Below are 19,894 nucleotides of genomic sequence, written 5' to 3'. Positions count from 1 at the left end.
CTTCCGCCCGCTGGGGGCGTGTGGACCCGGTCGGTCCGGATGGTGGTGAAAGCTGCGTCGCCTCCGTCCCCGCTACGCCCTCGCGGACGGGCGGGGACGGAACCCGAGGTCCGGGCACAGCGGCTGGGAGCCGCGGTGCCCGGGACGGGCTGGACTCAGTGGTCGGACGAGGACGGGAAGGCGAAGGACGCCCCGGACGCGTGGTGCGGCTCGGGCCACCGCTCGGTGACGGCCTTGCCGCGGGTGTAGAAGCGCACGCCGTCGGGTCCGTAGATGTGGTGGTCGCCGAACAGCGAGGCCTTCCAGCCGCCGAAGGAGTGCCAGGCGACGGGCACGGGGATCGGGACGTTGACCCCGATCATGCCCACGGTCACGCGGCGCTTGAACTGGCGGGCGTAGGCGCCCGAGGAGGTGAAGATCGCGGTGCCGTTGCCGTACGGGTTGGCGTTGATGATCTCGATGCCCTCGTCGAGGGTGTCCACGCGCAGCACCACGAGGACCGGCCCGAAGATCTCCTCCTCGTAGGCCTCCATGTCCTTCCGGACCTTGTCGAGGACCGTGGGGCCCACGAAGAAGCCGTCCTCGTGGTCGGCCACGATCAGGTCCCGCCCGTCCACGACGACGGCCGCGCCGGCCTCCTCGGCGGAAGTGACGATCCGGCGCACACGGTCCCGCGAGGCCGGGGTGATGACCGGGCCCATGTCGGAGGAGGCGTCCATGCCGTTGCCCACGGTGATGTCCTGGGCCCGTTCGGCCAGCTTGTCCACGAGCAGGTCCGCGGCCTCGCCCACGGCCACGGCCACGGACACGGCCATGCAGCGCTCCCCGGCGGAGCCGAAGGCGGCCGCCGTGAGGTTGTCCGCGGCCGAGTCCATGTCCGCGTCCGGCAGCACGATCGCGTGGTTCTTCGCCCCGCCCAGGGCCTGGACGCGCTTGCCGTGCTTCGTCGCGGTCTCGTGCACGTACTGCGCGATCGGGGTGGAGCCCACGAACGAGATGCCGTCCACGTCCGGGTGGGTCAGCAGCCCGTCCACGGCCTCCTTGCCGCCGTGCAGGACCTGGAACACCCCGTCCGGCAGGCCGGCCCGCTGCCACAGCTCGGCGATCAGCAGGGACGGTGAGGGGTCCCGCTCGGAGGGCTTGAGGATGAACGCGTTGCCGGTGGCGATCGCGACCGGGGCCATCCACAGCGGCACCATGACCGGGAAGTTGAACGGGGTGATCCCGGCGACCACACCGAGCGGCTGGCGGAAGGAGTAGACGTCGATGCCGGTGGAGAACTGGTCGGAGAACTCCCCCTTGAGCTGCTCGGCGATCCCGCAGGCGAACTCGACGACCTCGAGACCGCGGCCCACCTCGCCCTTGGCGTCGGAGAGCACCTTGCCGTGCTCGGCGGTGATCAGGGCGGCGAGGTCGTCCGTGTGGGCGGCCACGAGCTCCCGGAACGTGAACAGCACGGCGGTGCGCCGGGCGATGGACATGTCGCCCCACGAGTCCGCGGCCTTCCGTGCGGCGGCGACGACGGCCTGCAGGTCCTCGTCGGTGGCCAGGTGCAGGATGCCGGACACCTCGCCGGTGGCGGGGTTGTAGATCTCCTGGGTCCGGTCCCCGGTGCCGCGGGTGCGCTCGCCGTCGATGAAGTGCTCGACGTGCCGGATCTGCTGCTGGGTCTGCTGTGTCATGGAACTCCTCCTTCAGTTCCCGAGCAGCGGACGCTGCCGGGCCTTGTGCTGCTGGTAGACCGCGTAGGCCTCGTTCGTGGACCCGAGGGTGGCGGTGCCCGTGACGGGCACGTCCCACCAGGACTCGGAGCTGGGTGCGTCGATCAGCGGGTCCGACTCCACGTGCACGAGCACGGGACCCGAGCCCTCCGGCACGGCCTTCGCCCGCGCCACCGCCTCCTTCAGCCGGTCGATGACGCCGTCGCCGGGCCCGACCCGCAGCACCCGCACGCCGAGGGACTCGGCGTTGGCGGCGAGATCGATCGGCAGCGTCGAGCCCTCGTCGAAGCTGTGCCGATCCTCGTCGAGGTAGCGGTACTTCGTGCCGAAACGCTGGGACCCCAGCTGCTCCGACAGGGCGCCGATCGAGGCGTAGCCGTGGTTCTGGATGAGCACCACCACGAGCTTGAGCCCCTCGGCCACGGCCGTCACGAGCTCGGTGTGCATCATCAGGTACGAGCCGTCCCCGACCATGACGACGACGTCGCGCGCGTCCCCGGGGGTCCCGGTGCGCTCCGCCTCGGCCACGGCGGCCCGCTTGACCCCGAGCCCGCCGGCGATCTCGTACCCCATGCAGGAGAAGGCGTACTCGACGTGGTAGCCGTACGCGTCCTTGACCCGCCACATCTTGTGCAGGTCCCCGGGCAGCGAGCCCGCGGCGCACACGACGACGTCGCGGTCGTCCATGGCCTCGTTGACGGCCCCGATGATCTCGTTCTGGCTGGGCAGCGGGAGGTGCCGCTCGCCGAAGGCGGCGTCCACGGTCGCGTCCCAGCGCTGCTTCTCGGCCTCGACCGTCGCGGCGAGGTCCGCGCCGACCCGGTACCCGCCGAGCGCCCTCGTCAGCTCGACGAGGGTCTTGCGGGCGTCGGCGACGACCGGCACGGCGGTGCCCTGCTTGTAGGCGTCGAAGGCCGCGACGTTGACGTTGACGAAGCGCACGTCCGGGTGCTGGAACGCGGTCTGGGACGCCGTGGTGAAGTCCTCGTAGCGGGTGCCGATGCCGATGACCAGATCGGCATCAGCGACCACCGCGTTGGACGCGGTGGAGCCGGTGGACCCGACCGCTCCCAGGCACAGCGGGTGGTCCCAGTCCATGACCCCCACGCCCGCCTGGGTGTAGGCCACGGGGATGCCGGTGGCCTCCGCGAACTCGCGCAGCGCCTCGGTGGCGAAGGCGTAGTGCACCCCACCGCCGGCGATGACCACCGGCCGCTCGGCCGCGCGGATCGCCGCGACGGCCGCGCGGACGTCCTCCTCCTCGGGAGCCGGGCGGCGGATCCGCCACTCCCGGGGCGCGAGGAACTCCTCGGGCACCTCGAGCGGCTCGGCCTGCACGTCCTGCGGCAGCGCGATGGTCACCGCACCGGTCTCGGCCGGGTCCGTGAGCACCCGCATGCCGTTGAGCAGCGCCGAGAAGAGCTGCTCGGGCCGCCAGACCCGGTCGAAGTAGCGGCTGACCGGGCGGAAGACGTCGTTGACGGTGATGTCGTTGGCGTCGGGGCGCTCGAGCTGCTGGAGCACCGGGTCCGGCCGCCGGGAGGCGAACTGGTCCGAGGGGAACAGCAGCGCGGGCAGCCGGTTCGTGGTGGCCAGCGCCGCACCGGTGACCATGTTCGTGGCCCCGGGACCGATCGACGTGCTCACCGCGAAGGTGGCCCGGCGCCGGGTGTGCCGGGCGTAGCCGACGGCCTGGTGCACCTGGGCCTGCTCGTTGCGGCCCTGGTAGTAGGGCATCAGGGCGGGGTCCTGGGCCTGGTACTGCTTGAGCGCCTGGCCCACCCCGGCCACGTTGCCGTGGCCGAAGATGCCGAACATGCCCGGGATCGTGCGCTCACGGTACTCCTCGGCGCCGATCCGGTCCACGGTCCACTGGTTGGCCAGGAACTCCACGAGCGCCTGGGAGACGGAGAGGGTGCGGGTGCTCATCGGGCGGCTCCTTCCTGGACGGGGTGCCCCTTGAGCAGGGACGCGGCGGTGGACACAGCGGCGGCGACGTCCCCGTCCTCGGGGTAGAGCAGGGTGCGGCCGACGGTCAGGCCCTGGACGCCGGGCAGCGCGAGCGCCGCCTCCCAGGTCGCGAAGACCTCGTCGGGCCGGCCGCTGGGGTCGCCGCCCAGCAGGACCGTGGGCAGCGTGGTGGCCGCCATGACGCGCTCCATGTCCTCGACCACGGGCAGCTTCATCCACGTGTGCGCGGAGCTGCCGCCGAGGCCCTGGGCGATGGCCACGGAGCGGATCACGGCGTCGGCCGAGAGGTCGTTGACGACGCCCCCGTCGACGATCCGGGAGATGAACGGCTCGACCATCGCGATGAGACCCAGGGCGGCCAGGGAGTCCACCGCCTTGGCGGTGTTCTCCAGCACGGAGGTGGTGTGCGGGTCCTCGAAGCAGATGCGGGTGAGCATCTTGCCGCCGTCGGCGCCGATCCGGTCCAGTGCCTGGGCGGTGTGGCCCGTGAAGCGGTCGTCGATCTCGTTGACGAGGCCGGGCAGGCCGCCGCGGTTCATCGAGCCGAAGACGAGCTTGCCCTCGAGCGCCCCGAGCAGCAGCAGGTCGTCCAGCACGTCCGGGGAGGCGAGCACGCCGTCGACCTTGGGGTCCGCCAGGGCGATCTGCAGGCGGTCGAGCAGGCCGCGCCGGTCGGCCATGGCGTCGGTCTCGCCGCGCACCCGCAGCGCACCGCGGGCCGGGTGGTCCGCGGCGACGACGAAGTTCTGCCGTCCGTGCACCGGTCCCGGGTGGCGGCGGCGGGAGTCGGCGGCGCGCTGGACCGAGCGGGGGTCCTCGAGCCGGACCCGGGTGAGGTGCTCGTAGCGGCGCGGATCCGCGGTGTCGATCTCGAGGGGGGACGTCGTGGTCATGGAGTGACTCCTTCGGGAACGGCGCGGCCGCGCTCGCGCAGCAGCTGGAAGACCTCGTCGGGCGAGGGCATGGCGTCGGAGCACGAGATCCTCGAGGCCACGATCGCACCGGAGGCGTTGGCGTAGTCGAGGACCTGCTCGAGGCTCCAGCCCTGGTTGATGCCGTGGCAGAAGGCTCCGCCGAAGGAGTCCCCGGCGCCGAGGCCGTTGACGGTCTCCACGGGAACGGGGGCCGAGACCACGCGCTCGTCGCGGGTCTTCGCCATCACGCCCTCCGGGCCGAGCTTGACCACGGCGATGCGCACACCGGCCTCGAGCAGCCGGTCGGCCTGCTCGTCGGGGGTGCCCTCCCCCACGGCCACGGCGCACTCCTTGTCGTTGCCGATCGCGATGCTCACGTGCCGGAGCAGCTCGTGGACCTGCGCACGGGCGTCCTCCTCGGACTCCCAGAACATGGGCCGGTAGTCGAGGTCGAGGACCGTGTGCTGGTCGGCCCGCAGCTGCTCGCGAGGACGGGCCTCGTGGGCGGCGAGGTGGGCGGAGCGAGACGGCTCCTGGCACAGGCCCGTGACGGTGGACCACAGGATCCGCGCCTCGCGCACGACCTCCGCGTCGATCTCCTCCGGCCGGATCTGCAGGTCCGGCGCCGTGGGGAAGCGTCCGTAGAAGTACAGCGGGAAGTCCTCCGGCGGCCGGATCGCGCAGAACGTGGCGGGGGTCTGCAACCCCGGCACGGGGCGCACGAACCGGTCGTCCACGCCGTAGCGGGTGAGCTCGCGGTGCAGGTAGGTGCCGAACGGGTCGTCGCCGGTCCGGGTGATCAGCGCGGTGGACTCCCCGTGGCGGGCCGCGGCGACCGCCACGTTGGCGGGCGAGCCGCCGAGGTACTTGCCGAAGCTGGTGACGTCCTCCAGGCCCACGCCGATGTCGTCGGGATAGATGTCGACGCTGATGCGTCCGATGGTCACGACGTCGTAGCTCATGCCTGCACCTCCACCTTCCGCGCGGCGGCCGAGCGCTCGCGCATCTGCTCCAGCTGGTAGCGGGAGACTTCTAGGGCGTTCTCGTTCTCGGCGAACACCGAGGAGACCATCACGGTGTCCTCGCGGTCGAGGAAGCCGTTGCCGGCGAGCCCGCCGAAGAACTCGTCCCAGTCGACGTCGCCGTCGCCGATCCTCAGGTGCTGGTGCACCCGGGCGGGGCTGCCCGGCGGGTTGGTGATGTAGCGCAGCCCGTGCGAGCGGTGGTGGTCCATGGTGTCGGCCACGTGGACCACGCGCAGCCGGTCCCCCACCGCGGCCATGATCTCCAGCGGTGCGTCCTCCAAGTGGAAGGTGTGCGGGGCGACGTAGGCGAAGCCGAGGTGCTGCGAGTTCACGCCCCGGATCACCCGCCAGGCGGCCAGGCCCTGCTCCACGAAGTCGTCGGGGTGCGGGTCGATCGCGATGTGCACGCCCTCGCGCTCGACGAGGGGCAGCAGCTCCTCCATCGAGCGGTAGAACGCCCGCTCCGACTCCTCGGCCCGCTCGGGGCGGCCCTGGAACTCGGTGTTCATCTGCTGCACGCCGAGGTCCACGGTCATCCGGACGGCGCGCTTCCAGTACCGCACCGCGGCCTCCCGGGCGTCCGGGTCCGGGGACGACCAGCGCAGCACCGGCAGCACGGAGGCGATCCCGACGCCGGCGTCGCGGCAGGCACGGCGCAGGTCCGCGACGAGCTGGTCGTCGGCCTTCGGATGGTTGAAGAAGGGCAGGAAGTCCGCGTGGGGCGTCAGCTGCAGGTACTCGTAGCCGAGCTCGGCGGCGAGGGCGGGGAACTCGAGCAGGGAGTGGGAGTGGTGGAACGGGGTGGGATCGAGAGCGATCTTCATGGACGGTTCTCCAGGTGGGTGGGGCCGGTGCGGATCAGCGGACGCTCGTGCGCGATCCGCAGCCCAGCAGGTAGGAGCGGGTGCGGGTGGCGATGGGCAGCGGCACGTCGAAGGAGGAGACCGGGTACATGTCCTGCTCGACGATGCCGAAGATCGGCCGGTCCAGCTTCTCGACCTCCGCGAGGACCTCCGCGAGGTCCGGCAGGCCGGCGGGCGGCTCGACCATGACCCCGGCGAGGTTGGCCGCGGCCCAGGTGAGGTTCTCCCGGCGCACGCGCTCGATGACCACGGGGTCGATCTGCTTCAGGTGCAGGTAGCCGATCCGCTCGGGGTACCTGCGGATGAGGTCCACGGAGGACGCGCCGCCGTACTCGGCGTGCCCGGTGTCCAGGCACAGGGTGACCAGCTCGGGGTCGGTGCGGTGCAGGAAGGTCTCGATGTCGGGCTGGCCGCACACGTGGGAGTCCGCGTGGGAGTGGAACTGCTGCTGCAGGCCGAAGTCCTCGCGCAGCACCTTCCCCAGCCGGTCGTGGCCCTCGCACAGGGCGGTCCACTGCTCGGTGCTCAGGTGCTCGTTCTCGAGCGCCTCGCCCGTCACGTCGTCGCGCCACATGGCCGGGATGACCACGATGTGCTCGCCGCCCATGGCGGCGGTCAGCTCCGCGACCTTGCGCGCGGGCTCCCACGCCTCCTCCCACTGGTCGGCCCCGCGGTGGAAGGCGGTGAAGACGGTGCCCGCCGAGACCTTCAGGTTCCGCTGGGCGAGCTCTTGGGCGAGCCGGGCGGGATCGGTCGGCAGGTAGCCGTAGGGCCCGAGCTCGATCCAGGAGTACCCGGCCTCGGCGACCTCGTCGAGGAAGCGCTCCCACGGCGTCTGCCGGGGGTCGTCGGGGAACCACACGCCCCACGAGTCCGGGGCCGTGCCGATGAGCACGGGGTTCTGCTGCTGTGCCGCCGCGCCGGCGGTCGCGGTGGTCGCGTTCTGCTGCGCCATGGTGACCTGCTTTCTGGTGCTGGACCGGTGTCACGGTGGGTGAGCCGTGCGACCGGCCGATCAGTGGTCCGGATCACAACTAGAATACGACATCAGGTCAGTTTGTAAAGACATAACGTCTAAGTGCGAGCCGGCGTTCGTCCGCACCGGACGGACCCGGCGGCACCGCGGTCGGGGACGCCGGCCGAGCCGGGGCGTGGACATGCGGAGGCCCCGCCCACGGACGTCGTGGACGGGGCCTCCCGCGTGCCGGATCGGCGGGCCGGAGCCCGCCGGATCACCTGCCCTCGAAGATCTCCCGCATGAGCTGGGCGGTCTCGGACGGCGTCTTGCCGACCTTGACGCCCGCGGCCTCGAGGGCCTCCTTCTTGGCCTGCGCCGTGCCCGAGGAGCCGGAGACGATGGCGCCGGCGTGGCCCATGGTCTTGCCCTCGGGAGCGGTGAAGCCCGCGACGTAGCCGACGACCGGCTTGGTCACGTGCTCCTTGATGAAGTCCGCGGCACGCTCCTCGGCGTCGCCGCCGATCTCGCCGATCATCACGATGGCCTCGGTCTCGGGGTCCGCCTCGAACGCCTCGAGCGCGTCGATGTGGGTGGTGCCGATGACCGGGTCGCCGCCGATGCCGATCGCGGTGGTGAACCCGATGTCGCGCAGCTCGTACATCATCTGGTAGGTCAGGGTGCCGGACTTGGAGACCAGGCCGATCTTGCCCTTGCCCGTGATGTTCGCCGGGGTGATGCCCACCAGCGACTCGCCCGGGGTGATGATGCCGGGGCAGTTCGGGCCGATGATGCGGGTGGTCTGCTTGCCGTCCGCGCCGGTCCTCGACTTCGCGTAGGCCCAGAACTCCGCGGAGTCCTGCACCGGGATGCCCTCGGTGATGACGACCACCAGCGGGACCTCGGCGTCGACGGCCTCGATCACGGCGTCCTTGGTGAAGGCCGGCGGGACGAAGACGATCGACACGTCGGCCCCGGTCTTCTCGACGGCCTCGGCGACGGTCCCGAAGACGGGCAGCTCGACGCTGTTGCCGTCCTTGTCCTGGTGGGACACGGTGGTGCCGGCCTTGCGGGCGTTGACGCCGCCCATGACCTGGGTGCCCGCCGCGAGCATGCGACCGGTGTGCTTGGTGCCCTCGCCGCCGGTGATGCCCTGAACGATGACCTTGGAGTCCTTGTTCAAAAAGATTGACATTGCTCTCGTTCCTTCGTGGTGTTCGTCCGGTCGGCGGGTTACTTGGCGGCCTGGGCCAGCTCGGCGGCCTTGTCCGCGCCCTCGTCCATGGTCTCGGCGAGCGTGACCAGGGGGTGGTTGGCGCCGGCGAGGATGCTGCGGCCCTCCTCGACGTTGTTGCCGTCCAGGCGGACCACGAGCGGCTTGTCCTCCTTGTCGCCGAGGATCTCGAGGGCCTGCACGATGCCGTTGGCCACGGCGTCGCACGCGGTGATGCCGCCGAAGACGTTGACGAACACGGACTTCACCTGGGGGTCGTTGAGGATCACGTTCAGGCCGGCGGCCATGACCTCGGCGGACGCACCGCCACCGATGTCCAGGAAGTTGGCCGGCTTGACGTTGCCGTGCTTCTCGCCGGCGTAGGCGACGACGTCCAGGGTGGACATGACGAGGCCCGCACCGTTGCCGATGATGCCGACCTCTCCGTCGAGCTTGACGTAGTTGAGGTCGTGCTCCTTGGCCTTCTCCTCGAGCGGATCGGCGCTGGACTTGTCGGCGAGCTCGGCGTGCTCCGCCTGGCGGAACTCCGCGTTCTCGTCGAGGGTGACCTTGCCGTCCAGGGCGATGACCTCGCCGTCGCCGGTCTTCACCAGCGGGTTGACCTCGACGAGGGTGGCGTCCTCGTTCTTGAACACGTCCCACAGCTTCACGAGCGCGGGGACCACCTTCGCGGCGGTCTCGTCGTCGAACTCGGCCTCGCGCACGATCTCCTGGGCCTTGGCCTCGGTGATGCCCTCGGTCGGCACGACCTCCACGCGGGCGAGGGCCTCGGGCCGCTCGACGGCGAGCTGCTCGATCTCCACGCCGCCCTCGACGGAGCACATGGCGAGGTACGACCGGTTGGCGCGGTCCAGCAGGATCGAGAAGTAGTACTCCTCGGCGATGTCCGCGCCCTGGGCGATCATGACCCGGTGGACGGTGTGGCCCTTGATGTCCATGCCGAGGATCTGCTGCGCGTGCTCGTAGGCCTCGTCGGCGTTCTTGGCGACCTTGACACCGCCGGCCTTGCCGCGGCCTCCGACCTTGACCTGCGCCTTCACGACGGTGACCCCGCCGATCTTCTCGGCGGCGGCCCTTGCTTCCTCGGGGGTGGTCGCAACGATGCCCTGGAGCACGGGGACGCCGTGCTTCTCGAACAGGTCGCGTGCCTGGTATTCGAACAGGTCCACGGTTTTTGCCCTTCTTCGTCGAAGTCATGGGTCGGCGTCGGCCCGGGCAGAACTCGGGTCGTCGTCCGACCTGATGGTGAACGGAGCACTGCGCGTCCTCCCGGCCGGGGCCCGGCGGACGCGTCCGGGCCGTGCCGCGGAGCCGTTCCGGGCGCGGGACGAACCGGAGCACTCCCTTCTCTGAGACTGTAGTCCATGCCGAATCGGCGGCCACAACCGGGGACGCGCACGTGCACCCCGGCGTTTCTTGATTGACTGACCCCATGAGCTCCCTCGACCCCCCCGAGAACCGGGCGTTCGCCCCCGCCGATCCCGGCTTCCTCGTCTCGATCGCGACCTTCGCGTTCGTGGCCCTGGGACTGGAGGCCGTGGTCGACGGCACGGTGCTCACCTTCACGGGCGAGATCCCCGGCGTCTACCCGCTGGGCTGGCAGGTCGTCGCCTGGCTCTGCCTGGGCGCGGCGTGGTTCGGGATCCACCGCGGCCTCGTGTCGTGGCTGCGCCACCGGGCGGCGGACCCCGGGGTCCCGCCGCCCTCGGCCCCCGACCCCTCCCCGGCGGTCGACCACCACCGCACGACCACCGCCCTGGTGCTGTTCGTGCTGGCCGTCCTGCTCGGGGTGATCCTGCCCGTGTTCCTCGTGGGCGAGTGGCGCGTCCAGCCGATCCAGCTCTACCTCGACCTCTATGCCGTCTACGGCGGAGGCGCGTGGCTGGGCATGGTGGGCTTCGCGGCCTACCACGTGGGCCGTTCCCTGCTCCTCGCCCTGGTCCTGACGTGCGTGCAGCGGGCCGTGGAGCTGCGCCGGCCGCTCCGCTGGACGCGCGTGGCGCCGGTGGGCGGGCTCGCCCTCGGGCTGCTGCTCGCGCTGCCCGGGCTGGTCCTCGGCGGGTGGGCCTCCGTGGCCACGGCCGTGGTCTGCTGCACCTTGCTCGGCGTGGTGCACAACCTCACCGGCAGGTCCCTGCGCTGGACCGCCCCCGCGGCGGTGGTGGTCCTGCTGTTCGTCTAGCGGTGCCCGGCCGGCCTCGTCGTCGTGACCACGGCGGCACGCGTGGACGCGCACCCGTCCGGCGCCCGGTCCGCGCGCCGCTCCCGTGCCCCGACACCCGTCCTCCGCGCCTCCCGACCGGAGCCCGGAGGGTGCGGGGAGCACGGAAAGTTCCCGCGCGGGGTTTCCTGCCCCGTTTAAATGTCCTGACATCATGACATCAGGACCAGTGAGACGTGCGTCACGCACCGCGTGGTCCGTCGATCCGCTGAACCCGCACTGTGCAGAGCGCCCCCACGGCTGCGCATGAACGAAGGAACCCTCGATGGCCACATCGTCACCACGGGAAGCAGCTGCCGCGCTGCCTCCGCTCACGTCCGGACCGCACCGCAAGCGGCTCGGCCTGATCTCCATCGTCGCCTGCTTCGGCGGTCTGCTCTTCGGCTACGACACCGGTGTCATCAACGGTGCGCTGCGCCCGATGTCGGCCGAGCTCGGCCTCACCCCGCTCACCGAGGGCGTGGTCACCAGCTCGCTCGTCTTCGCGGCCGCGGTCGGCGCGCTGAGCGGGGGGCGCATCTCCGACGCGTGGGGGCGCCGGAGCACCATCCTCCTGCTGGCCGTCCTGTTCTTCGTCGGCACGATGGTCGTCGTGTTCACCCCGAACGTCGAGATCCTCGTGGTCGGGCGCATCTGCCTGGGCCTGGCCGTCGGCGGGGCCTCGGCGGTGGTGCCCGTCTTCCTCGCGGAGCTGGCCCCCTACGAGATCCGCGGCTCGATCGCGGGCCGCAACGAGGTGGCCATCGTGATCGGCCAGCTCTCGGCGTTCGTGATCAACGCGATCATCGGCAACGTCTTCAGCGACGTCACCGGCGTCTGGCGGATCATGTTCGCGGTCTCCGCGCTGCCGGCCGTGGCGCTGTTCATCGGCATGCTCCGGATGCCGGAGTCCCCGCGCTGGCTCGTCGAGAAGGGCCGGCACGAGGACGCCCTCGCGGTGCTCAGGACGGTGCGCTCCGAGGACCGGGCGATCGCCGAGCTCGGCGAGGTCGAGCACATCACCGAGGAGGAGCGCGCCGAGAACCGGATCGGGCTGGGCACGATCCTCACCAACAAGCACCTGGTCCGCATCATGCTCGTGGGCATCGGCCTCGGCGTGGCCCAGCAGCTCACCGGCATCAACTCGATCATGTACTACGGGCAGATCGTGCTCATCGAGTCGGGCTTCAGCGCGAGTGCGGCCCTGATCGCCAACATCGCCCCCGGCGTGATCGCCGTGATCGGCGGCCTCATCGCGCTGTACCTGATGGACCGGCTCGACCGGCGGAAGACCTTCATGATCGGCCTGAGCCTCACGACCACCTTCCACCTGCTGATCGGGGTCTCCGCGCTGACGCTCGAGGAGGGCAACCCGCTGCGGCCCTGGGTGATCCTGGCCCTCGTGGTGGCCTTCGTCGGCTCCATGCAGACCTTCCTGAACGTCGCCGTGTGGGTGTACCTCTCCGAGGTGTTCCCCCTGCACATGCGCGGCTTCGGGATCGGCGTGTCCGTCTTCGCGCTGTGGGTGGCCAACGGCGTCCTCTCGCTCTACTTCCCGTCCCTGGTCGACGCGGTCGGGATCACCGGCACGTTCTTCCTCTTCGCCGGGGTCGGCGTGCTGGCGCTGGTCTTCGTCTACACGCAGGTCCCGGAGACCCGCGGCCGGACGCTCGAGGCGCTCGAGGAGGACGTCTCCACCGGGGCGATCTACCAGATCAAGGCGCCGAACTCCTGAGCGGCCGACGGCCAGCAGAACGGCCCCGGCGGGGACGCCGTGGCACGGGAAGAGCCTCCGGGTGGGTGTGGTCCGTCGACGGACCGCACCCACCCGGAGGCTCTGTCCCGTCCCGCCGGAGCAGTCCCGCGGGGTGCGGGGTCGGCGCGGTGCACCCGGTCCCGGACCCGCCAGGACCTCGGCGGATCACCCCACGCGGGTGAGGGGGGCGTAGCGCAGCAGCAGCCGCTTCTCCTCGGCCCCGAAACGGACCTTCGCCACGGTCTTGTCGCCGGCGCCCTCGACGGAGACCACCGTGCCCCGGCCGAACGCCGTGTGGTCCACGGTGTCGCCGACGGAGAGGCTGGGGATCTCCTTGTTCGGCTGGACCCGTCCCGCCGTGGTCGCCCGGGACGGCGCCATCCGCTCGAAGGCCGCGTTCGACGACGCCGCGGCACCCCAGTACGAACCGCGCATCGCGTCCCGCTGCCCGGGGCCGCCGGAGTGCAGCGAGGAACCCCAGGACGCCGGTGCCGCGGACCCCTCGCGCTTCCAGTCGAGGAGCTCGGAGGGGATCTCGTCGAGGAACGGACTGGCCGGGTTGTACTGCGACTGCCCCCACATGGAGCGGAACTCGGACCGGGTCAGGTAGAGGCGTTCGCGGGCCCGGGTCAGTCCCACGTAGGCCAGGCGCCGCTCCTCCTCCATCTCCTTCTCGTCCGTGAGGGAGCGCTGGTGCGGGAACAGCCCGTGCTCCATGCCGGTCAGGAAGACCACCGGGAACTCGAGCCCCTTGGCCGTGTGCAGGGTCATCAGGGTGACCACCCCCTGGGCCCGGGCCTCGGCCACCTCGGCCGCGATCTGCTCGGCGCTCGGTCCGCCCTCGGAAGCGGCCGCCGGCCGGTTCGGGATCTGGTCCGCATCGGCCACGAGGGAGACGTGCTCGAGGAACTCGGGCAGCCCGGCGTCCGGACGGTCCCGCTCGAACTCCCGGACCACGGCCACGAGCTCCGCGAGGTTCTCCACCCGGGACTCGTCCTGGGGGTCCTGCGAGTTGCGCAGTCCCGCGAGGTACCCGGACTGCTCCAGGACGGCCTCGAGCACGGTGGCCGCCCCGGACCCCTCGGCGACCGAGGCGAGGTCGTCCATGAGCTGGACGAACGCCTTCACCGCGTTCAGCGACCGGGTGGCCATGCCGGGCGCCTCGCCGGCGCGGCGCAGGGCGTCCATGAACGAGATGCGCTCCCGCTCGGCGAGGGCCGCGGCGGCGCCCTCGGCACGGTCGCCGATGCCGCGCTTCGGCTCGTTCACGATCCGGCGCACGTTGATGTCGTCGTCCGGGTTCACGATGGAGCGCAGGTAGGACAGGGCGTCCTTGATCTCCTTGCGCTCGTAGAAGCGGGTGCCGCCCACCACCTTGTAGGGCAGGCCCACGCGCATGAGGATCTCCTCGAGGGAGCGCGACTGCGCGTTGGTGCGGTAGAACACGGCGACGTCACCCGGGCGGTAGCCGTCCTCGTCCTGGAGACGGTCGATCTCCTCGGCGATGAAGCGCGCCTCCTCGTGCTCGTTCTCGGCGGCGTAGCCGGTGATCTTCTCGCCGCTGCCGGAGGCCGTCCACAGCCGCTTGTCCCGGCGCCCCGTGTTCTTGGCGATCACCGCGTTGGCCGCGGTGAGGATGTTCTGCGTGGACCGGTAGTTCTGCTCCAGCAGGATGGTCCGCGCCTGGGGGTAGTCCTGCTCGAAGTCGACGATGTTGCGGATGTCGGCCCCGCGGAACGCGTAGATCGACTGGTCGGAGTCGCCCACGACGGTCAGCTCGGCGGGCGGCACGGGGTCCGCCCCCGGCCCGGGCCCGGACTCCGCGGCGGTCCCGACGAGCTCGCGGACCAGCGCGTACTGCGCGTGGTTGGTGTCCTGGTACTCGTCGATGAGCACGTGCCGGTACCGGCGCCGGTAGTAGCCGGCGACCTGTGGGAACGCCCGGAGCATGTGCACGGTCTGCGCGATGAGGTCGTCGAAGTCCATGGCGTTGGCCGCGCGCAGCCGCTCGGTGTAGCCGCGGTAGACCTGGGCCACCGCGCTCTCGAAGGGATCCGTCTCGGAGACCCGGGACAGGTGCGTCTCGTCGTCGACGAGCTCGTTCTTCAGCGCGGAGATCCGGTGCTGGATGCTCTTCGGCGTGAAGCGCTTGGGGTCCAGGTCGTGCTGCTTGGCCACGAGGGTGATGAGCCGCAGGGAGTCGGCGGAGTCGTAGATCGAGAAGGTGGGCTTCAGCCCCACGCTCGCGGCCTCCCGCCGCAGCACCCGGACGCAGAAGGAGTGGAAGGTGGAGATCGACATCGACTTCGCGGAGTCCCCCACCAGCTCGACCACGCGCTCGCGCATCTCCGCGGCCGCCTTGTTGGTGAACGTGATCGCCAGGATCTCGCCCTGGTGCGCCCGTCCGGTGGCCAGGAGGTGGGCGATCCGGTGGGTCAGCACACGGGTCTTGCCCGACCCGGCGCCGGCCACGATCAGCAGCGGTGAGCCGGCGTGCTCGACCGCGGCCCGCTGCGGGTCGTTGAGACCCTCCACGAGGGCGTCCGCGGAGGCGGCGCCACGCCGCGGCGGGGTCGTGGTGTCGGGGCGCGCCACGGAGGCGGAGGGCAGGAGCGGGTTGTCGAAGAGGTAGTCCATCGTGGCCCCAGTCTACCGAGGCCCGGGGACGGCCGGGCGGGACGGGGGCGGCCCTCAGACGAAGTGCAGCTCGAGCCGGTGCCGGCCGTTGTCGTCCTCGACCCACAGCTCCGAGTCGGCCACCGTGACCCGGTAGGGGCGCTGCAGGTCGATGTCGTCGTCGAAGTCCACGGCCCCTGCGTCCCCTCCGCCGTACACGGTGTCGAGCTCACGGGTGGCGGGGTCGAGGTGGCGGATGGCGTCGTTGCCGGTGTCGGCGATCACGACGGAGCCGTCGTAGAGGATCTGCAGGTCCTCGGGGTGGTCCAGCTGGGCCACGTCCGCGGGGCCGTCCGCGAAGCCCGCGCCCGCCCTGCCGACCACGGTGCAGACCTGCGGCGCGCCGTCGGGCTTGTCGGTGTCGATCTCGATGCAGCGCAGGGACGAGGAGTCCCGGTCGATGAGCCACAGGGTGCCGTTGCCGTCCTCGGTGATGGAGACGGTGGCGGCGAACTTCGCCTGCGCCGCCTTGCCGTCCCGGCGACCGGGCTCCCCCGTGCCCGCGAACTCGTACAGCACGTCGGTGTACGGGTCCCAGCGGAACAGCCGGTGCAGGGAGGGCACCGCGACGATCACGGCCGAGAGCTTGTGCGACCACACCATGTCCGCGACGGGGGCCCCGCCGAGGACCGAGCAGTCCACCGTGCGGCGCACCGTCTCGTGGTCCTTCTCGAACAGCGTCAGCACGTCGCCCTCGGACAGCCGCATGAGCAGGCCGTCCGGGAGACCGATGGACAGTTCCATGACGGGCACCTCCGTGTCGTCCTCGTCGACCGCCCGGTCGTCCTCGGCCGGGCCGTTCCCGTCCGGTCCGAGGACCGCTCCGGGTGGCCCCAGCCTACTCCTGGGCCCTGGCGTTCGGCGGAGGCCGCGCGACCGGATAATGGGGCCATGGGACTGACACGCGCACAGAAGGCACGCAAGCACGGCGGCAGCACGGCGTCCCCGGGTCCGGCGAGGGGAACGCGGCTCTACGAGGCGGGGCCCGGCGAGCTCCGGCCCCAGCCCGCGAGGTCGAGCTCCGGCCTCGTGGTGGGCGTGGCCATGTCCGTCTCCGCGGTCCTGTGGCTGTACGTGCACGCCCTGGTCCTCCCCCAGTTCGGCGCCGCCGCGGCCGGCGGGCTGGCCCTGCCCGAGTGGATGGTCGGAGGATTCGGCCAGGAGCACGCCCGGCGCCTCGCCGCGGCCCTGGGCGAGGAGGGGCTGGCGCAGTACGAGGCCGTCCACCGCTCCTCCGGGCTGCTGGCCCCCTTGTTCGTGGGGCTCGCGTGGCTGCTGTTCGTGGCCGTGAACACGGCCTCCCGCGCCCGGCGGTGGCTGCGCTCGGCCGTGGTGCTCGGCTTCGCAGCGGTCTCCCTGGCGGGCAACGCGGCCATCGACGCCGCCCTCGCGGACCCCGGGGACGGCACCGCCGTGGCCACGGCGTCCGTGCTCGTGATCGCGCGGTGGGTGCTGCTCGTGCTCCTGCTCGCCGTGACCGTGACCGTGGCGGTGGAGGCGCTGCGGCGCCGGGCGAGGACCGCGGCCGGCCCGCCGCCCGGCTGAGCCGCCCCGGCCCGTCCGGGCGTGCCCCCGATTGGATTCGAACCAACGACACCGGCTTTAGGAGAGCCGTGCTCTATCCCCTGAGCTACGAGGGCGACGCGAACAGTCTAGGGGGTCCGCTGGACCCCCGCTAACCCGTCGGAGGACGGCCGGCGCGGCCCCACTAGGATCGGTCGCATGCCCGTCTACATCGATCCGCCGCTGTGGCCCGCCCACGGGACGCGCTTCTCGCACCTCGTCTCCGACACGTCCTACGAGGAGCTGCACGCGTTCGCGGACGGACTGGGGGTTCCCCGGCGCGCGTTCGACCGGGACCACTACGACGTGCGCGAGAGCCTGTACCGGGAGGCGGTGGCCGCGGGCGCCGTCCCGGTCGACGGGCGGCAGCTCACGCGCGTGCTCGTGCGCAGCGGGCTGCGCGTTCCGGCGCGGGCCCGGCCGGAACGGATCGCGCGCGTGCTCGTGCGGCGGTGGGCCGAGCGGTTCCCGGCGCACCCCGCACTGGGCCGGGAGCTCGTGGACCGCTGGGCCGAGCCGCACCGGCACTACCACGGTCCCGCGCACCTGCTCGCAGTGCTCGAGGCCGTCGACAGGCTGCGGGCCGGGCTCGACCCGGCCCGGCTCGAGGCGCTGGTCCTGGCCGTCTGGTTCCACGACGCGGTCTACCGGGGCCGTCCGGGGACCGACGAGCGGGAGTCGGCGGACCTCGCCCGCGCGCGGCTGGGTGCCGCGGGCCTCCCGGAGCCGCTGGCCGCGGAGGTCGAGCGGCTGGTCCTGCTCACCGTCGACCACCGGGTCGCGGACGACGACACCGTCGGAGGTGTGCTCCTCGATGCCGACCTCTCGGTGCTCGGGGCGGACCCGGCCGGCTACGCGACCTACGCGGCGGGCGTGCGGAAGGAGTACGCCCACGTCCCGGAGCCGGTCTTCGCCGGGGCGCGGCTGCGCGTGCTGGAGGACCTGCGGCGCCGGCAGCCGCTGTTCCGGACCCCCGAGGCCCAGCGGCTGTGGGGTGCCGCGGCCGCCCGGAACCTGGACCGTGAGATCGGGCGGCTGCGCGCCGCCCGCACGGCGCCCGTCGACGGCTCCTCCGGCGGTCCCCCGGCCGACGTCGAGGTGCTGACCATCACCGCCGTGTGCCTGCAGGACGACGACGGTGCGCTGCTGACCGTGCGCAAGCGCGGCACGGAGCGCTTCATGCTGGTGGGCGGGAAGCTCGATCCGGGAGAGTCGCCCGCGGCCGCCGCCGTGCGCGAGGCGGCCGAGGAGGTCGGGCTGCGGCTGGAGACCGCTCAGCTGCGGCTCCTCGGGGAGTTCGAGGCGCCGGCCGCCAACGAGTCGGGCACGTGGGTGCGCTGCACGGTCTACACGGCACCCCTGGCGGGGCGGCCCGCCCCGCTCGCGGAGATCGAGGAGCTGCGCTGGCAGCCGCTCGACGACGCCTCCGCCGCCGCGCTCCCCGCGGACCTGGCCCCCCTGCTGCGGGAGCACGTCATTCCGGCGCTGCGCCGCGCTCCCGGGGTCCCTCGGTCACGCCCGGGGCGTGCCGCCTCCGGTGGAGCAGGATCCCGGTGACCAGCCCGAGGACGATCCCGATGCCGCCGAACACGGACAGCCACATCGCGGCGTGGCCCACGAACGCCGCCACCACGAACCCGGCCACGATGCCCGGGACGGCCCCCGCGATCATGCCGTAGGCCATGTAGGCGTACTCACGGTCGAGGCTCGTGCGGGCGTTGCGGCTGAAGTCGGCGGACATGGCCCCAGTCTATCGGCCACCGGCCCGGCACCCCGTCGGGGNGGGGTGCCGGGCCGGTGGCCGGGGGACGACAGCGGGTGCGCGCTTCCTGTCTGGCCGACCAGGAAGCACGCACCCGGGAACGGTGCTCTCGCGTGCGGTCAGCGCACGCGGACGTAGACGGGCCCGGAGCCCACGTTGACGCTGTCGATGACGGTCGTGCCGCCGTTCCAGCCGCCGTGCACGGCCTTGCCGCCACCGATGTAGATGCCGATGTGGGCCGTCCCCATGCCGCCGTCGGCGTAGTAGACGATGTCGCCGGGCTGCGCCTGGCCCGCGGAGACCTGCGTGCCGAGGCCGAGGTAGGAGGCCGGCCAGCCGCGGTGGTTGATGCCGGCGGCGCGCAGGGCGTTGCTCACCAGCGCGGTGCAGTCCTGGCCGACGCCGAGCTGCCCCATGGCCGCGGAGGAGATGGTCGCGCCCTTTCCGGAGGCGGAGCTCTGGGTGGTGACGCTGCGCTCCGCGGCCGGAGCGGCCTGCACGACCGGCTTCGGGGCCGGGGCGGCCTGCTTCGGCGCCGGAGCGGCCTGCACGACCGGCTGCGGAGCCGCCACGGCCGGGGCGGCGACCACCGGGGCCGGAGCGGCCGGCTGCGGAGCCGCCACCGCGGGAGCCGCGACCACCGGGGCCGGAGCGGCCTGCACGACCGGCTGCGGAGCCGCCACGGCGGGGGCCGCGACGACCGGGGTCTGAATCCTCTCGGCCTTCGGCTCGGCCTTCTTCGGCTCGGCCTTCCGGGGCTCCGGCTTCTCGGCCTTGGTCACGTGGGCGACCGGCTCGAGGGACACGGTGGGGGTGGCGGCCGGGGTGGCGGCGGCGACGGCCGACAGCGGGGCGTCCGCGGGGGCGTCCTGGGCCGGGGCGGCCTGCACCGAGACGGTGGTGGCGAGGGCCAGGCCGGAGAAGGCCGCCACGGCGGCCACGGTGCGGGCCTTGCCGGTGAGCAGGGAGCCGATGCCGTTCGAGGAGTTCAGGTCACGAGTCATGAGGAGGTCGGGCGACTTTCTGTACGAACCGGGCCGGCCTGCGCGGGCGAGGCGCGTGACAGCACGATCGCCCCGGGCGCGGAGCACGGGGTGATCGGCTGTCCGGCAGGGCGGCGTTCCGGGATCGGGAACGACGGCCGCGGCGGGCGAATGGAGGAGAGGCGCGGATTCGGGCGGGAGGGCACGAGCCGCTGAGACCCGGGAGAGCGGGTCTGGGTGTGGCGGTGGGGACCGGGTGCGGTCCGCGGCG

At 72.2% G+C, this 19,894-nt stretch carries 16 protein-coding genes and 1 tRNA gene; 4 read left to right on the top strand and 13 right to left on the bottom strand.

What is annotated here, in order from left to right; genetic code table 11:
• Positions 1–155 precede the first annotated feature (155 nt).
• The 8 genes from ACH9D3_RS02255 to sucC form a co-directional block, all read right to left on the bottom strand.
• Complete coding sequence (locus ACH9D3_RS02255; protein ID WP_396409693.1) at positions 156–1,682, bottom strand: CoA-acylating methylmalonate-semialdehyde dehydrogenase; 1,527 nt, start codon at positions 1,680–1,682, stop codon at positions 156–158.
• Between the two features lie 12 nt (positions 1,683–1,694).
• Entirely contained in the window at positions 1,695–3,650 is a 1,956-nt protein-coding gene (gene iolD, locus ACH9D3_RS02250; RefSeq protein ID WP_396409692.1) for a 3D-(3,5/4)-trihydroxycyclohexane-1,2-dione acylhydrolase (decyclizing), read from the bottom strand.
• A complete protein-coding gene (locus tag ACH9D3_RS02245; protein ID WP_396400394.1) occupies positions 3,647–4,585 on the bottom strand; it encodes a Cgl0159 family (beta/alpha)8-fold protein in 939 nt (312 codons plus the stop codon). The genes iolD and ACH9D3_RS02245 overlap by 4 nt, the downstream gene beginning before the upstream one ends.
• The gene (iolC, locus tag ACH9D3_RS02240) at positions 4,582–5,568 is read right to left on the bottom strand and encodes a 5-dehydro-2-deoxygluconokinase (protein WP_396409691.1); all 987 of its coding nucleotides are present in this window, start codon (positions 5,566–5,568) and stop codon (positions 4,582–4,584) included. Before iolC ends, ACH9D3_RS02245 begins: the two co-directional genes overlap by 4 nt.
• Positions 5,565–6,455, bottom strand: a complete 891-nt coding sequence (locus ACH9D3_RS02235; protein ID WP_396409690.1) for a TIM barrel protein — start codon at positions 6,453–6,455, stop codon at positions 5,565–5,567. Before ACH9D3_RS02235 ends, iolC begins: the two co-directional genes overlap by 4 nt.
• A gap of 34 nt (positions 6,456–6,489) precedes the next feature.
• Positions 6,490–7,449, bottom strand: coding sequence for a TIM barrel protein (locus ACH9D3_RS02230; protein WP_396409689.1), 960 nt, complete (start codon positions 7,447–7,449; stop codon positions 6,490–6,492).
• 277 nt (positions 7,450–7,726) lie between these two features.
• Positions 7,727–8,644: a succinate--CoA ligase subunit alpha gene (sucD, locus tag ACH9D3_RS02225; protein WP_396400398.1), complete on the bottom strand. Its 918-nt coding sequence runs from the start codon at positions 8,642–8,644 to the stop codon at positions 7,727–7,729.
• 38 nt (positions 8,645–8,682) lie between these two features.
• Complete coding sequence (gene sucC, locus ACH9D3_RS02220; RefSeq protein ID WP_396409688.1) at positions 8,683–9,852, bottom strand: ADP-forming succinate--CoA ligase subunit beta; 1,170 nt, start codon at positions 9,850–9,852, stop codon at positions 8,683–8,685.
• A gap of 263 nt (positions 9,853–10,115) precedes the next feature.
• Here sucC and ACH9D3_RS02215 point away from each other — a divergent pair, with 263 nt between their 5' ends.
• Both ACH9D3_RS02215 and ACH9D3_RS02210 read left to right on the top strand, forming a co-directional pair.
• A complete protein-coding gene (locus tag ACH9D3_RS02215) occupies positions 10,116–10,865 on the top strand; it encodes a hypothetical protein (protein ID WP_396400400.1) in 750 nt (249 codons plus the stop codon).
• 304 nt (positions 10,866–11,169) lie between these two features.
• Complete coding sequence (locus tag ACH9D3_RS02210; RefSeq protein ID WP_396409687.1) at positions 11,170–12,618, top strand: sugar porter family MFS transporter; 1,449 nt, start codon at positions 11,170–11,172, stop codon at positions 12,616–12,618.
• 186 nt (positions 12,619–12,804) lie between these two features.
• Here ACH9D3_RS02210 and pcrA read toward each other — a convergent pair whose 3' ends face one another.
• Positions 12,805–15,276: a DNA helicase PcrA gene (gene pcrA / locus ACH9D3_RS02205; protein ID WP_396409686.1), complete on the bottom strand. Its 2,472-nt coding sequence runs from the start codon at positions 15,274–15,276 to the stop codon at positions 12,805–12,807.
• Between the two features lie 54 nt (positions 15,277–15,330).
• Entirely contained in the window at positions 15,331–16,059 is a 729-nt protein-coding gene (locus tag ACH9D3_RS02200; protein WP_396409685.1) for an integrase, read from the bottom strand.
• Positions 16,060–16,206: 147 nt separating this feature from the next.
• Here ACH9D3_RS02200 and ACH9D3_RS02195 point away from each other — a divergent pair, with 147 nt between their 5' ends.
• Positions 16,207–16,860 carry a hypothetical protein gene (locus tag ACH9D3_RS02195; protein WP_396409684.1) on the top strand — a complete coding sequence of 218 codons (654 nt, stop codon included), beginning with the start codon at positions 16,207–16,209 and terminating at the stop codon, positions 16,858–16,860.
• A 22-nt stretch (positions 16,861–16,882) separates the two neighbouring features.
• Here the strand turns inward: ACH9D3_RS02195 and ACH9D3_RS02190 are convergent.
• A tRNA-Arg gene (locus ACH9D3_RS02190) sits at positions 16,883–16,955 on the bottom strand.
• An 82-nt stretch (positions 16,956–17,037) separates the two neighbouring features.
• Between ACH9D3_RS02190 and ACH9D3_RS02185 the strand changes: the two genes are divergently transcribed.
• Positions 17,038–18,435 (top strand): DUF4031 domain-containing protein, encoded by a 1,398-nt coding sequence (locus ACH9D3_RS02185; protein ID WP_396409683.1) that lies wholly within the window; start codon positions 17,038–17,040, stop codon positions 18,433–18,435.
• On the opposite strand, the gene ACH9D3_RS02180 is transcribed toward ACH9D3_RS02185, so the two are convergent.
• A complete protein-coding gene (locus tag ACH9D3_RS02180) occupies positions 18,353–18,619 on the bottom strand; it encodes a hypothetical protein (RefSeq protein ID WP_396400406.1) in 267 nt (88 codons plus the stop codon). The two genes, ACH9D3_RS02185 and ACH9D3_RS02180, sit on opposite strands and share 83 nt — an antisense overlap.
• A 140-nt stretch (positions 18,620–18,759) precedes the next feature.
• Complete coding sequence (locus tag ACH9D3_RS02175; RefSeq protein WP_396409682.1) at positions 18,760–19,644, bottom strand: NlpC/P60 family protein; 885 nt, start codon at positions 19,642–19,644, stop codon at positions 18,760–18,762.
• Between the last annotated feature and the right edge of the window lie 250 nt (positions 19,645–19,894).

The organism is Kocuria kalidii, assembly GCF_044462225.1.
GTDB lineage: Bacteria > Actinomycetota > Actinomycetes > Actinomycetales > Micrococcaceae > Kocuria > Kocuria kalidii.
The sequence above is the reverse complement of the archived record's forward strand: the minus strand, read 5'-3'. Positions and strand labels throughout refer to the sequence as shown.